General features: G+C 57.9%; 12 protein-coding genes. 6 read left to right on the forward strand and 6 right to left on the reverse strand.

Annotated elements, in window-relative coordinates:
- Positions 1-76 precede the first annotated feature (76 nt).
- The 3 genes from AC4HNJ_RS20910 (at position 77) to AC4HNJ_RS20920 (ending at position 5,603) form a co-directional block, all read left to right on the forward strand.
- On the forward strand, positions 77-838 hold the full coding sequence (locus tag AC4HNJ_RS20910; RefSeq protein WP_490481552.1) for an RDD family protein: 762 nt from the start codon (positions 77-79) through the stop codon (positions 836-838).
- A gap of 129 nt (positions 839-967) precedes the next feature.
- Positions 968-3,292: a Tex family protein gene (locus AC4HNJ_RS20915; RefSeq protein WP_490481553.1), complete on the forward strand. Its 2,325-nt coding sequence runs from the start codon at positions 968-970 to the stop codon at positions 3,290-3,292.
- 268 nt (positions 3,293-3,560) lie between these two features.
- On the forward strand, positions 3,561-5,603 hold the full coding sequence (locus AC4HNJ_RS20920; RefSeq protein ID WP_490481554.1) for an autotransporter outer membrane beta-barrel domain-containing protein: 2,043 nt from the start codon (positions 3,561-3,563) through the stop codon (positions 5,601-5,603).
- A 77-nt stretch (positions 5,604-5,680) separates the two neighbouring features.
- Here the strand turns inward: AC4HNJ_RS20920 and AC4HNJ_RS20925 are convergent, their stop codons facing one another.
- Complete coding sequence (locus AC4HNJ_RS20925) at positions 5,681-6,541, reverse strand: YbaY family lipoprotein (protein WP_490481555.1); 861 nt, start codon at positions 6,539-6,541, stop codon at positions 5,681-5,683.
- Positions 6,542-7,328: 787 nt separating this feature from the next.
- Here AC4HNJ_RS20925 and AC4HNJ_RS20930 point away from each other — a divergent pair.
- Positions 7,329-7,913: a helix-turn-helix domain-containing protein gene (locus tag AC4HNJ_RS20930; protein ID WP_490481556.1), complete on the forward strand. Its 585-nt coding sequence runs from the start codon at positions 7,329-7,331 to the stop codon at positions 7,911-7,913.
- Positions 7,914-7,984: 71 nt separating this feature from the next.
- Here AC4HNJ_RS20930 and glyS read toward each other — a convergent pair whose 3' ends face one another.
- Positions 7,985-10,132 (reverse strand): glycine--tRNA ligase subunit beta, encoded by a 2,148-nt coding sequence (gene glyS, locus AC4HNJ_RS20935; RefSeq protein WP_490481557.1) that lies wholly within the window; start codon positions 10,130-10,132, stop codon positions 7,985-7,987.
- On the reverse strand, positions 10,129-11,040 hold the full coding sequence (glyQ, locus tag AC4HNJ_RS20940; protein ID WP_490481558.1) for a glycine--tRNA ligase subunit alpha: 912 nt from the start codon (positions 11,038-11,040) through the stop codon (positions 10,129-10,131). Before glyQ ends, glyS begins: the two co-directional genes overlap by 4 nt.
- A gap of 97 nt (positions 11,041-11,137) precedes the next feature.
- Between glyQ and tfpB the strand changes: the two genes are divergently transcribed.
- Together tfpB and AC4HNJ_RS20950 are read left to right on the forward strand one after the other, a co-directional pair.
- On the forward strand, positions 11,138-12,961 hold the full coding sequence (gene tfpB, locus AC4HNJ_RS20945) for a type IV pilus assembly ATPase TfpB (RefSeq protein WP_490481559.1): 1,824 nt from the start codon (positions 11,138-11,140) through the stop codon (positions 12,959-12,961).
- A 22-nt stretch (positions 12,962-12,983) separates the two neighbouring features.
- Positions 12,984-13,712, forward strand: coding sequence for a glutamine amidotransferase (locus AC4HNJ_RS20950; protein ID WP_490481560.1), 729 nt, complete (start codon positions 12,984-12,986; stop codon positions 13,710-13,712).
- On the opposite strand, the gene AC4HNJ_RS20955 is transcribed toward AC4HNJ_RS20950, so the two are convergent.
- From AC4HNJ_RS20955 to AC4HNJ_RS20965, 3 genes are all read right to left on the reverse strand, one after another.
- Positions 13,709-14,032, reverse strand: coding sequence for a DUF1820 family protein (locus tag AC4HNJ_RS20955; protein ID WP_490481561.1), 324 nt, complete (start codon positions 14,030-14,032; stop codon positions 13,709-13,711). The genes AC4HNJ_RS20950 and AC4HNJ_RS20955 overlap by 4 nt on opposite strands.
- 9 nt (positions 14,033-14,041) lie before the next feature.
- Positions 14,042-14,725, reverse strand: a complete 684-nt coding sequence (locus AC4HNJ_RS20960) for a rhomboid family intramembrane serine protease (RefSeq protein WP_490481562.1) — start codon at positions 14,723-14,725, stop codon at positions 14,042-14,044.
- On the reverse strand, positions 14,709-14,892 hold a 184-nt coding region (locus AC4HNJ_RS20965; RefSeq protein ID WP_490481563.1), incomplete at its 5' end, for a hypothetical protein. The genes AC4HNJ_RS20960 and AC4HNJ_RS20965, both read right to left, overlap by 17 nt.

The following is a 14,892-nucleotide window of genomic DNA, read 5'->3' on the forward strand; positions in this document are numbered from 1 at the left end:
CATTCACTACCCCCCTACCATCCCATCCCGTATAGGCGCATGGCATCATGCGTCTCTGTTTATTGAGGAATATGCGATGGAAGTCTGGATCGGTCGACAGGGCGAACGCCATGGCCCCTATCAGGAAGAGCAGGTGCAGGAATGGCTGCGCAGTGGCCAGTTAAGCCCCGACGACCTCGGCTGGTATGACGGTCTTGCCGATTGGCAACCGCTATCGGTCTTATTTCCACAGGATAAACCGGCACCGCCACCCAGCCCTTATGGCCCTCCTCCGCTACAGCACCCCGCCAGTGTTACGCCCGGCTTCGATTACGCTGGTTTTTGGCAACGTTTCGGCGCCTGGGTGATCGACCTGATTATCCTGATGATCCCTTCCATGATCGTCATGTACGCGTTAGGCGGCATGGAGGCGTACAGGCATCTGCTTGAAAGATTGCAAGCTGGCACCGACATGTCCGAAGCTTTTCGCGATTATGCCGCCGCAACGGAAACTTCTTCGCTTGCCTCCCTACTCATCACATTTCTGTATTACACATTCTTCGAAGCCTCCAAGTGGCAGGCAACGCCGGGCAAGCTGGCGTTGCGCTTACGCGTAACAAATCTCCAGGGGCAACGCATTTCAATCGGCCGTTCTGCCGCGCGCAATGTCGTTCGATTGTCGGCGGCCATCTTCGGATTGATCCCGGTGATCTGCTATCTCGCCATTACCTGGACACAGCGCAAACAGGGCTTGCACGACCTTTGGGCAAGCACCTATGTGCTCAATGGTTCCGTGCAGGAGCAGCCACCGCAGCGCCCTTCATCGAACAACCATCACCACGGTCACTTCGACGCCTGATATGTCTGCTTTGAAACGGCGCGGCCTTCTGGGCGTGCGCGGCCTTTTTTGTCATGCTCGCAGACCCATGACGCATGGCGTTCATGCAACACGCTCTTCGTAACAAAACCAAGGAAATCTTTCAGTCTCATGCTCAGCATTGAACATCGCATCGCCCAGGACATCTCCGCCAAGCCCGAACAAGTGCGTGCCGCCGTCGATTTGCTGGATGGAGGAGCTACCGTGCCGTTCATCGCACGCTATCGAAAAGAAGCCACTGACGGCCTCGACGATACGCAATTGCGCCTGCTGGAAGAACGCCTGCGCTATCTGCGTGAATTGGAAGAACGCCGTGCGGCGATCCTTGCCAGTATCGAAGAACAAGGCAAACTGAGCGATCCACTGAAGCAAGACATCCTCGAAGCCGACACCAAGGCGCGCCTGGAAGACCTTTACCTCCCCTACAAACCCAAGCGCCGCACCAAAGCGCAGATCGCACGTGAGGCAGGGTTGGAGCCGCTTGCCAGCAGCTTGCGCGAAGACCCCACGCAATCACCGGAGACATTGGCCGAATCGTTTGTGGACGCAGAAAAAGGCGTACCCGACGTGCGCGCTGCACTCGACGGCGCTCGCGCCATTCTGATGGAAACCATTGCCGAAGATGCGCAACTGGTCGGCGCTTTGCGCGACTGGCTATGGGAGAAGGGCCAGATTCAGGCCAAGGTGGTCGAAGGCAAGGAAGCGGAGGGTGCGAAATTCCGTGATTATTTTGATCATGTGGAATCCATCGGCAAAATTCCTTCGCATCGTTTGCTTGCGCTGATGCGCGCACGCAATGAAGGCATAATCGAACTGGAGCTATTACCCGCTGCGCTGGCCGAACAAGGTCACCTCGAGGCCGAAGGTCGCGTGGCATCGCACACTGGCATAGTCGATCGCGGCCGCCCCGCCGATGCATGGTTGCGAGAAACGGTGCGCCTGACCTGGCGCGTAAAGATGCATTTGCATTTGACGCTCGATTTGTTCGGCCGTGTGCGTGAAGCAGCCGAAGACGAAGCCATCCGCGTATTCGGCGACAACCTCAAGGATCTGCTCCTGGCCGCACCTGCTGGCGCCAAGACTGTGATGGGATTGGATCCTGGCATTCGTACGGGTGTAAAGGTGGCGGTGGTCGATCCGACTGGCAAGCTGCTCGCGACTGACACCATCTATCCGCATGAGCCGCGCAATCAATGGGACCAGTCGCTCGCTCGGCTGGCGCTGTTGAGCAAACAATTCGGCGTGAACCTGATTGCCATCGGCAACGGCACCGCTTCACGCGAGACCGACAAACTGGCAGGCGAATTGATCAAGAAACATGCCGAGCTGAAGCTTTCGAAGATCGTCGTGAGCGAAGCCGGCGCATCGGTTTATTCCGCCTCGGAAACCGCGGCCAAGGAGTTTCCGGATCTCGACGTGAGCCTGCGCGGCGCTGTGTCGATTGCCCGTCGATTGCAGGATCCGCTTGCAGAATTGGTGAAGATCGAGCCCAAGGCCATCGGTGTCGGCCAGTATCAGCACGACGTCAATCAGGCAAAGCTCGCGCGTGCCCTGGACGCCAAGGTGGAAGACTGCGTAAACGCTGTCGGTGTCGATGTAAATACTGCATCGGCCGCTTTGCTGTCGCGCGTGGCGGGCCTTACTCCCAGCGTTGCTGAGAACGTGGTGAAACACCGCGATGCCAACGGCCCGTTCGCCAACCGCAAGGCGTTGCTCAAAGTACCTCGCCTGGGCGATAAAGCATTCGAACAATGTGCAGGCTTCTTGCGCATTCCCAGTGGCGACAATCCACTGGATGCCAGCGCAGTGCATCCGGAGGCGTATCCGGTGGTGGAGCGCATCATTGCGCAGTGCGGACGGGAAGTGAAAAGCTTGGTCGGGGACATCACCTTTCTGCGTGGCCTCAAGGCAGATCAATACACCGATGAGCAATTCGGCCTGCCTACCGTCAGGGACATCCTCAAAGAATTGGAAAAGCCGGGCCGCGATCCACGTCCAGCGTTCGTGGCTCCGAGTTTCGCCGAGGGCGTCGAAGACCTGAAGGACCTCAAGCCGGGCATGATCCTGGAGGGCCGGGTGACGAACGTTGCCGCTTTCGGTGCATTCGTCGATATCGGCGTGCATCAGGATGGGCTCGTGCACGTCTCGGCACTCTCCCATAGCTTCGTGAAAGATCCACGCGATGCGGTGAAAGCGGGAGATATCGTCAAAGTGAAAGTGATGGAGGTGGATATCCCTCGCAAACGCATCGGCCTTTCGATGCGGCTGGACGATGAGCCGGGACAGACGCGCAGTGATCGCACGCCCTCTCCCGGCGACGGCCGTAGAGGCCGGGACAACCGCGGCCCCAGACCCGGAGCAGGGTCACCCAAGCCTGCCGCCTCCCCCGCCAATAGTGCGTTCGCCGATGCCCTTTCACGTGCACTAAAGCGCTAGGGCTTGCCTGGTTTTGCGGGTTATGGGATATGCCAAACCCGCAGCCCCAACCAGAGGTTAGAAAGGCGCCCGGAAGGATGCTCGCAGACATATCGGGGCTGTATGCGAGAGAGGTTGGCGGCGAATTAGCCAGCCCCTCCCAGGGTGGCAGCGCACAGGCGGCGAGAGCCGCGCATACATCCTGACGCATCTTGCTTGCAGCGCAGCATGCGCAGCCGTATGGCATGCATTACCGTAACGCACCTATAACAAACGCAGGAGCACCCACATGGTCCACCCTCGCAAGATAGTCGGCGCCATTGCGCTGGCGCTGGGCATGGTCGGCGCCGCACACGCCACAGGCAACCCTAACTCGACCTTCAACAGCGTGATCGTCTTTGGCGACAGCCTTAGCGACGCAGGCAATATTTCGTTGGCGACCGCCCCGGCTATTCAGCCGCCGCTGGAATTCACGACCAATCCCGGGGCGGTGGTGGTGCAGGACGTCGCCCATGCGCTTGGACATCCGTTAACGGCATCGCTCGCTGGCGGCAGTGATTTTGCGTGGGGCGGGGCAGGTATCACCAACAACACGCCGGGAACACCCTCGACCGTACCCACCATTACCAGCCAGGTGGATGCCTATCTGGCTAGCCAGCGCATCAACAGTCATGCGCTCTACTCCATGTGGGGTGGTGCCAACGACATCTTCTACGCCGCCACCTCCGCGGCTGCCGCTGCCACGGCTCAACAGTTAATTGCGCAAACAGTCGCGGCCCAGGCTTCTCAGGCAGTGACGGCCGGACTGATCCCCAATGATCCGACCGCCATCGCTGCGTTCGAGGCGCAAATCACGCCCACGGTCACCACTCAGGTCAATGCCCAGGTCGCTGCGGCAGCCGGCGTATCTTCTCTGCAAACTGCAGCCCAGGCTCAGGCCAGCGTAGTGGCCGCGGCCCAGCAGGAAGTTAAGCTGATAGGCGCCCTGCAGGCTGCAGGCGCCAAGAACATTCTGGTGTTCAACCTGCCCAACATTGGTGTGACACCCGAAGCGACTGAGCAAGGTGCATCCGCCGCCGCATCCCTCACCGAACTTAGCGCCATCTACAACGGCCAACTCAATGCCGGCCTGGGCCAGTTAGGCAAAGGCATTATTCCGGTCAACACGTTCGCCTTGCTCAATCAGGTGATTGCCCATCCAGGTGCCTATGGCTTTGCCAATGTGACAACCCCGGCATGTGGCGTAGGGTCGAGTTCGGTGCAATGTGGACCGCAGGGATCCCACCTACCGTATACCTACGCGCCCGGCACGAACCAGAGTTATTTGTTCGCCGATGGCGTGCATCCCACGACTGCAGCGGACGCCCTGCTTTCCCAGGTGGTGCTGTCCGAATTGGCGGCGCCACAACAAATTTCACTGCTGCAGGAAGCACCGCTCGCGGCCGTCACCACGCAGACTTCGGTCGTACGCGACCAAATGATGGCGGATAGTTTTGGCAGTCCCACCCGCGCCTTCGCCAACATCAACTATTCGAACCAGGAGTTCGACCAACGCGCTGGCGCCCCCAAGACCACCAGCAACAATGTCGACCTCACCGTCGGTGCTGACGTCCACGCCACCGATAACCTCTCCGCGGGCGCGGCTCTCGGCATCGGTGAGCATTACGCCGACGTCAGCGGCGGTGGTGGCTACGATCTCCAAGCGATCACAGGCCTCGCTTATCTCACCTGGCATACCGGTGGCGCTTATGCTGGGGTGTATGGCGATTTCGGTCAAGCGAGCTTCACCAACATCAACCGCGTCTTTGACGTGGGTAGCTACCGTACACACGAGAGTGGCAAGACAGACGGTTCTTACGTAGGCCTGGGTTTGCACGGTGGCTACTGGTTCGATGTCGGCAACCTGAAGACCGGTCCATTCGCCAACTTCGAGTACCAGAACATCAAGATCGATGGATACAACGAAAGTGGCGATGATGCGACCGCCATGTGGTTTGGCCGTCAAGAACGTAACGCCCTAATCAGCACCCTAGGCTGGCGCCTACAAGGTCACTGGCAATACGACAGCATGGATTTGTCGCCCTATGTCGAACTGGGCTGGAACCATGACAGCCGTGCCAGCACCGATATGGTTACCGCCGGCCTCAATACCATGAACGGCAGCTTCGAAATGGCCGGCTTTACACCTGACAAAAACTGGGGTTCTGCCAACGTGGGTCTGGTAACCCAGATCACCTCAAATATCTCCGGCTGGATTGCGTACGACGGTCACTTCGCTGACAACAGCCAGCGCTACAACGGTGTCAATCTAGGTGTGAAGTTCGGCTTCTGATTCGAATCACGCATATAAAAAAGCCGTCCTGTCTGGACGGCTTTTTTTATGGCTCCCGGTTTCGTGACAGGCAAGGATTACTTGTCCTTGCCACCTGTCGCCATATTCAAGATGTCTTTGGCTTCCTGCTGAAGGTTTGCAGCATCGCTATCGCTTAACGTATCCGTACTGCCATTAGCATCGTGCGTCTTCAGCACCAACGAGCCATCATCGCCCCAACCGGCCGTATCCACGGCGGTGGGCTTAGCATTCTGGCTCGGCTTCTTCTGCTGCTGCACAACCCAAGGCTTGCCGCCTTTGTATGCGTAGTCGGTGCTGGTGAAGCCCTTGTCGCCATAATCAACGAGTTCGCGAATGAACTTCACCTGGCCGCCATCACGGAACACCTGCCACGCAAGCGACGAATCCTTTTCAAGCTTGGTGCCCGAAGAGCGCTTCATACCGCCGATCTGCTTCTGCTCGGCCTGGAAGGCAGCCAACATCTTCTCGCCGGGAGTCTGCTCCGGGGCCAGCTCCACGGAAACATTAGCCGTGGGATTGCCCTTGGTCAGCACCGGCACCTGCAGCGGCATGTCGTAGTGCCGATCGCCATCGGTCAGGTCTGCCTGGACGATATAAAGATCGTCGGGAGCGACGTTGGCCGGATTGAAATCCAGCTCAAAAGACTGCGGGAAGGTGGTAGCCGGAGCGATCGTCTTTGTAGCAAGCGGAGCCGAGCCCTGCGCGGTAATGTCGACGATCTTGATTTCCAGTTTGTCCTGCGCCGATGGCGTACCACCACCGCGCAAGGTGACAGTACCGGTGACACTATGCGCCGGACCTGCCGCCCCTTGGGCCGCACCGTTGGAGCCGGCCGAAGACGACGAATTGGATGAACTATTGCAGCCGGCTAAAGCAACCGCTGCCACTGTCATCAGCGACCAAACAACGCTGCGCATGGGATAGAAACCTCGGATTGGATCGATTCGAACGTGATGTCTGCTACACGCATCGCGTCGCAAACACCCGCAGGGGGAGTTTCAGAGGATAGCCCAAACTTACGACGTCGAAAAGTCAATCAGCCGAGAGGTCCATGCGCAAGCGTATGCTCCTGGCGATAACTCAGCTTTCTCTAACCAAAGTTGGTTGGTCGTCGGGATAACGTCACGGCAGTCTTTCCATCGACATCACACCAGACTTACGCCACAGGTCATCGGTGACTCCAACGCGCGCGCCCGCGAGTTGATCCGCCGCTGATAGTAGACGCCAGAGGCAAGCGCATAGTCCTCTGTGTGGCATGCACCTTGAAAACTCGTCACGGCGTTTGGCCGCCCATTCCGGACGGCACTCGACACGTAGGCTGAGGCTAACGTCCAGGGGTAGTGTTTCAACCCATGGGGTTAAAGCTTGCCGACGTGATCTGGCGTGAGCCCTATGCCTTGATCTGGTGACGATGATCACCTGCGGCTGGCCGGTTCTCGACATTAACCGGGTAAAAAGTCTTCTGCCACAGGCACTGGATGGGAGCACCGCAGCTTCTTGCCCCATGAATGGCCCTACGTGTCAACCGAGGCACGACTTACGCGTTTATGCGCCAGATACGACTTGCTGCCCTTATGGATTTCGTAATTTGCTACGGAAACTCAAGAACCTGTGCTTGTCGGCATCCTCGTAAAACTGCTCGGCCCAAACAAGATTTAGATAGCAAGTTACCGGCGCCTCCCCCAGCACCCGGCGGAAATAGCGATGAATCTGCAAATTAATACGACCCCTGAACCCACCTCGACCTTTGCCGATCGCATTAAATTGCTTATCCAGCGGGTTGGCAGCGTCACGGAAATCGCACGCATGTGCGGTTTTTCGGAAGGAGTGGTTCGCAGCTGGCGAGATGGCAACACCGACCCGTCACGGGCGCGTTGCGTCACCCTTGCACGCACGCTCGGCATTTCCCTCGTGTGGCTAGTGGCGGGCGAAGGATCCATGCAGATAGATCCGAATGCGGTGACTCCCGATGAGATCAATGGCAGAAGCGCGGCTGGAACGATTTCCCCTCAGCGTCACCGGTCCAAGTTGCGTACGGCGGCTGACGCGCTGGAAGCCAATGGTATGGACGTACAGCGCCTCAACACTGCACTTCGTATTCTGCAATCCGAGTTGGACTTGGCGGATAGCCAGCTTACGCTGGCGGAAAACTCGGACATGCTCGCCGAGCTTTACGACATCCTTGGGCCTGGCGGCAACGATGTGGATGCAACCGCCATGGTTGCCTTCAATCACCGGCTCGCGGAACGGCTGAAGACAGGTCGCGCGGTGAGACACCTCACTTCCTGATGGCTGGACGATAGAGACAAAAACGGCAGCCCTGATAGCTGCCGTTTTTCACTTGTGGCTAAGGAGAGCCGCTAAAGCCGAGCGATATCCGCTATCGCCATGAACTGCGCTTTGAGTCTTCCTAACAGTGCAAGGCGGTTGGCGCGTACCGCCGGATCGTCAGTGTTGACCAGCACGCTATCGAAGAACGCATCGACTGGCGCCTGCAATTGAGCGAGGCGAGCCAATACAACGGTGTATTCACGCCGTTGCAAAGCAGCAGCATTATCTGTTTGAGCAGCCTCAAGGGCTTGCGCCAGTGCTCGCTCGGCGTCTGCTTCGAAATGCGCGGGATCCACGTGGCCACCGATGCCGTCGGCTCCATGTTCTTCCTGCTGCTTGCGCAGAATATTCGCCACGCGCTTGTTGGCGCTTGCAAGGCTGGCTGCCTCGGGCTGACGGCCAAATTCAACCACGGCCCGCAAGCGTCGATCAAAATCGACCAGGCTAATCGGATCCACCGCCAGTACGGATTCGAACTGTTCGGTGGTGAAGCCTTTTTCGGCGTAGTACCCGCGTAGGCGTTCGAGCATAAACTCATTGAGTTCCCGCGCCAAAGCAGCCCGACGCAATCCCGCATCCAGCATCGGTGCCTTGCCATCTTTGCCCGCCTTGAGCCCTGCGGCTAAGGCCCGATCCGGCAGCAGCTCCAACGCTTCCGCGAAAAGAGCTTTGTGATCCAACTCAAGCTCACCCTCGATCAAGGTACGTGCCAGTCCGAGTGCAGCACGACGCAAAGCAAACGGATCCTTGTTGCCGCTCGGCTTGAGCCCTACCGCAAAAATGCCTGCAAGCGTATCGACGCGCTCGGCAATAGCAAGCACCTGTCCGATCTTGCCTTCGGCGATGGCGTCGCCTGCAAAGCGGGGTTGATACACGCCATCCAGGGCCTGGGCAACCTCCTCCGATTCATGGGCATGCCGGGCGTAATAGCGCCCCATGGTGCCCTGCAGCTCCGGAAATTCGCCGACCATGCGCGTCAATAGATCGCATTTAGCCAAACTTGCCGCACGTGTCGCTTTGCCAGCATCCACATCGACACGATTGGCCACGATGCGGGCAAGTTCCGCAACACGCACTGTTTTGTCCCAGACGCTACCCAATGTCTGTTGATAGGTGACTTGTTTCAGTGCTTCCCGATAGCTTTCCAGCGGTGTTTTCAGGTCCTCGTCCCAGAAGAACTTTGCATCAGCGAAACGTGGACGGATGACCCGCTCGTAGCCTTTGCGGATTTCACCTGGCTGCTTGCTATCGATGTTGGCAATACCGATGAAGTGCTGGGTCAGGACACCTTGCTCATCGAACACCGGGACAAACTTCTGATTCGTCTCCATCGTCGTCACCAGCGCCTCAGGTGGCACGCTGAGAAACTCGCGCTCGAACGTGCAGGCGATCGCTACCGGCCATTCGGTGAGATTGGCGATTTCATCAAGCAGCGCGTCATCCAGTCGAGGAACACCTCCGGTTTCCTTCGTTACACGTGCCACTTCATCGCGAATGCGAGAGCGCCGCTCCATCGGATCAGCCAGCACCTTCGCCATGCGCATGGCGTCGAGCCAGCTGTCCGCATCGGCAACGTGCACTGGCTGTGGGTGCATGAAGCGATGGCCGCGCGACTGGCGACCACTGCGCAAACCGAGCACCTCGCCGTCGACGATCTCTGAACCGTGAAGCATGACCAACCAGTGCACGGGTCGCACAAAAGTGTAATCGTGATCCGCCCAGCGCATGGGTTTGGGAATCGGCAAGCCTTTAAGGGCCTCATCAACGATTTCTGGTAACAGGGCAGCAACCGCTTGCCCAGGCTTCACCGTGCGGAAAACGAACCATGCGCCCTTGTCGGTTTCGAGTTTTTCCAATTGCTCGACGCTTACGCCACACGATTGCGCAAAACCGAGCAAGGCTTTTCCTGGATTGCCTTGCTCATCCAAGGCTGCATTGACGGCAGGACCTCTACGTTCGATGGCCTGTTCCGGCTGAGCACGGGCGACTTCAGGAATGAAAACAGCCAAGCGGCGCGGCGTGACGTAAAGGGCCGCGCGATCAAGCAACGCAGAAATGCCGCGCTTGCTTAGTCCGTCGCACACGCCATGCAGGAACGCAGCACCCAACTCATCCAGCGACTTTGGTGGGAGCTCTTCCGTGCCCAGTTCGATCAGCAATGACTTGGCGGCACTCATGCTGCCTGCTCCTTCTTGTAATGCCTCAAGCCGGGGAAACCAAGCTTTTCACGCTGTGCGACATAGGCCTCAGCCACGCTGCGCGACAAGGTGCGCACGCGCAGGATGTAGCGCTGACGCTCCGTTACGCTGATGGCGCGTCGCGCATCGAGCAAATTGAACGTGTGGCTTGCCTTCATCACCTGTTCGTAGGCAGGTAGCGGCAAACCCGCGGCGATCAGCTTGTTGGCCTCGCCTTCGCATACGTCAAACCAGCGGAACAACTCGGTTACGTTGGCGTGCTCGAAGTTGTAGGCGCTTTGTTCGACTTCGTTCTGGTGGAACACGTCGCCATAGGTAATGTTGCCGCGTGGACCGGTCGTCCAGATCAAATCGTAGACGTTGTCGACGTTCTGCAGATACATCGTCAGGCGTTCCAGACCATATGTGATCTCGCCAGTAACCGGCCTGCATTCCAGGCCACCTGCCTGCTGGAAGTACGTGAACTGCGTGACCTCCATGCCGTTGAGCCAAACCTCCCAACCCAACCCCCACGCACCCAGCGTGGGCGATTCCCAGTTGTCTTCGACGAAACGGAGATCATGTACTTGCGGGTCCAGACCCAGCTCCCTGAGAGACCCGATGTATAGATCCAGAATGTTTTCAGGGTTAGGCTTCATCACCACCTGATACTGGTAGTAATGCTGCAGACGGTTGGGGTTTTCCCCGTAACGGCCGTCGGTAGGGCGCCGGGAGGGCTGCACATAGGCGGCCGCCCAGGGTTCCGGGCCGAGCGCACGCAAAAACGTGGCGGGATGGAACGTACCCGCGCCAACCTCGGTATCAAGGGGTTGCAGCAGCACGCATCCCTGCTTCGCCCAATAGCGGTTGAGGGTTTGAATCACATCCTGGAAAGTAGGTGCGGACATCTCTTTCCTAACCTGAGTGTAAAGCGGGTTAGTATAGCTGCAGCGCATCTTTCCGCCGTTTTCCCGAGTGATTGGCGCCTGTTTGGGGATCTTGCACATGGCAGCAACGCAACAAATTGCCTCCCTGCTGGGCCGTCGCGGTCGCTTGGCTCTGGATGATGTGCTGGCGGCCCTGGTGGTCGACGGTCTCGTCTCCGCAGATGACGCCAAACAGCTGCGTGTGGGGCACCGCGCAGGGCGCAGCACGGTAGAACTGAATCCGCTGGTTATCATCGCCAACGCCAAGCTGAGCAATCACCGGGATCCTGGACGTCCTCTCAGCCTGGAGGGTCTGACGGAATGGTTGGCCGGACAGGCTGGCCTGCCGTATCTGAAAATCGATCCGATGAAGATCAATGTGGCTGCGGTTACCCAGGTGGTCAGCCACGCCTATGCGCAGCGCCACCGCATTCTGCCGGTGGCTGTCACGCCGGCAGAAGTAACTTTCGCGACGGCCGAACCTTTCGATAGCGCCTGGGCCAAGGACCTCGCGCAAATGCTGCGTCGGGACGTGCACCGCGTTGTTTCCAGCCCGATCGACATCAATCGTTATCTGCAGGAGTTTTACGGCGTCCAACGTTCAATTCAGCTGGCGAAGGATGCCAAGAATCAGAGCGGATACGATTCGTCGGCGTTGTTGAATTTCGAACAACTGCTTGAGCTGGGGAAGGCCGGCGAAGTAGGAGCGGATGATCGGCACGTCGTGCACATCGTCGACTGGCTGTTGCAATACGCGTTCGAGCAGCGCGCTTCGGATATTCATCTGGAACCCCGGCGCGAAGCAGGCATGATGCGTTTTCGCATTGATGGCGTCATGCATAAGGTGTTTGAGCTGCCGCCTCCGGTCATGACAGCAGTGACGTCACGCATCAAGATTCTTTCTCGCATGGATGTGGCGGAAAAACGTCGCCCACAGGATGGTCGCATCAAGACGCGCGCGACATCCGGACGTGAAGTCGAATTGCGTATTTCCAGCATGCCCACCGCGTTCGGCGAAAAGCTCGTGATGCGTATTTTTGACCCTGACATTGTTGCAAAGGATTTTTCCCAGCTGGGCTTTTCTCCTTCCGAAGACACGGTATGGCGCAGCATGGTGGAGCGCCCGCATGGCATCGTGCTGGTTACAGGCCCGACGGGATCGGGAAAGACGACAACGCTCTATTCGACGCTCAAGCATCTCGCCACACCGGACATCAACGTTTGCACGGTCGAAGATCCGATCGAAATGGTGTCGCCTGAATTCAATCAGATGCAGGTACAGCCTTCCATTGATCTCGATTTTGCGGCTGGTGTGCGGACGCTGCTGAGGCAAGATCCGGACATCATCATGGTGGGGGAGATTCGTGACCTGGAAACCGCGCAAATGGCGGTGCAGGCTTCGTTGACAGGCCATTTGGTGCTGTCCACGCTGCATACTAACGACGCTCCGAGCGCCATCACACGATTGCTAGACCTTGGCGTGCCGCATTACCTGATCCAGTCGACGCTCACAGGCGTTGTTGCGCAACGTCTTGTGCGCACTTTGTGTCCACACTGCAAGATCGAAGCGGAACAAGATCCGCACGAGTGGACCGTACTGACGCACGGCTGGTCGATACTGGTGCCCGAACGCGTATTCAAACCGGTGGGCTGCCTGGAATGCCGGCACACCGGTTTCCTTGGACGCACCGGCATTTACGAGATGATGCAACTGAGCTCAAAATTGCGTGGCCTGATCGGCGCACAATTGGACCTGATTCATTTCAGTCGGGCGGCATTGGTAGAAGGTCTGCGTCCGCTGCGTATCTCTGCATCTGACCAAGTCGCGCGTGGTCTGACGACCGTGCAAGAGGTGTTGACTGTCATACCCCCTGTCGACCATGTTGAGGACCCAGCCCTTTAGTCATTCGGCTTGATTTAGCGTCATGAAACCCGTTCTCATCATTCGTACCGGTAAAGCCCCCGACAATATCCGTGCGCGCCACGGCGATTTTCCGCATTGGTTCCGCCTTAGTGCGAGTCTGCGGATGCAACAAGTAAGCGTGGTGGATGTGGCCGCCGGCGAAAAACTGCCTATGCCACATGAAGTTTCTGGCGCGTTGATCACAGGGTCCGCCGCCATGGTTACGGATCGTGCCCTTTGGAGCGAGCAAACTGCGGGCTGGATCCGCAATGCGATGGATCTCGATCTGCCTTTGCTGGGCGTATGCTACGGCCACCAATTGATGGCGCATGCCCTTGGTGGACGTGTCGATTATCTTGCCGGAGGGCGGGAGATCGGGACTGTGCCGATCGATCTACTGCCAGGCTCTGAGCAAGATCCCATTACCGCACTGCTTCCTCTCCAGTTCCGTGCCCACACTACGCATGAGCAAAGCGTTCTGGAGGTACCTCGGGATGCCAAGGTGTTGGCGCGCTCAGCGCGCGACCCACATCAATTGATCCGCTACGGGCAGAACGCAGTCAGTGTGCAGTTCCATCCCGAATTCAATGCCGACATCATGCGTGCCTATATCAAGCGCAAGCGTCATGACATGCGCCGCGAGGGTTTCGATCCGCATCACATATTTCAGCAAGTTGCCGCAACGCCCATGGCAAGGCGGTTTATGCGGATGTTTTCAAGGCACCACGGGCTCAGCCAAGAAATGGGCTAGCGACTGCGTGGCGGCATTGGAAATGGCGTTACCTTCTGCCCATCGGTTGCATCCCGGATAGCCAGGGCACCTTTACGCTCGACCTCCTCGATACGAACTACAGCCTGCATGGGTAGATGCAGCACACGCGTGTCCTTGAATTCTTCACGCAAGCGTTCTTCCGTGGGATCGACGACCAGCCCTTCTCCTGCGGGTTCGAATACCAGCTCACCTACTTCCGTGAACCCCCACAATCCGCTCGAAGCAACATGATGAGCATAGAGTTCGTAGCACTTGCCGAGATGAAGGAAGGTTACCTTATAAAGTTTTTTGTTTCGCATAGCTGCATTTTACCGTCGCATACGGCGCAAGATGGCATTGCGGGACAATAAGGCAAATACCGCACCAAAGAGAAAGCCCGCCACATGGGTCCACCACGCATAGCCTCCGTAGCTTGGGCCGACATAGCTAAATAACAGCTGCAATAGCGCCCAGATCCCAATCAGCAAAAACGCAGGTACTCGTACGAATTCGAGATAAAAGCCGAGTGGGAGCACCAGTCCAAGGCGCGCGCGAGGAAACAATGACACATACGCTCCCAGTACAGCTGATACGGCTCCACTGCAGCCGATGATGGGCCTCACTACCCCTGCCAAAGAGATGGCCCCAGCCAGATTAGCCACGACACCTCCAACGATGAATAGCGCCAAGAACCGAACCGAGCCCAGTGCACGCTCCGCTGGTACGCCAAAGATCATGAGAAACAGCAAATTGCTAAGGAGATGCAACCAGGCAACATGAATAAACATCGCTGTCACCAACCGCAATAGCGCCGGATCACGCAATTGTTGCCAGATAGGCTGATGGGCATCAAAGATGTTGGCGGGAATGGTTCCCCACTCCAGTAGAAACGTAATACGCCGTGGCGGCGGCATAAGTGCCAGCGCCACGAAGGTAACGACGCAGATGAAAACCAACAACATCGCCGCCCAATGCAAACGCGGTTGGCGTCGGGTTTCAACGTTTACGAACACGTTTTTCTCCTGGATGAGCGCATCGATCCAGCTGATGAGAAATCAAATCATAGGGGATATCGGGATATCGCACCCAGGGACTTGCGGTACCGTCGTGGCTGAGTGGCGTGGGTTCTGGGTGACCGGTGGAGGCGGTGACCTGCCGTGTCTGCGTTGTCCCCAGTGCT

The organism is Dyella sp. SYSU CM1112 (genome assembly GCF_058216415.1).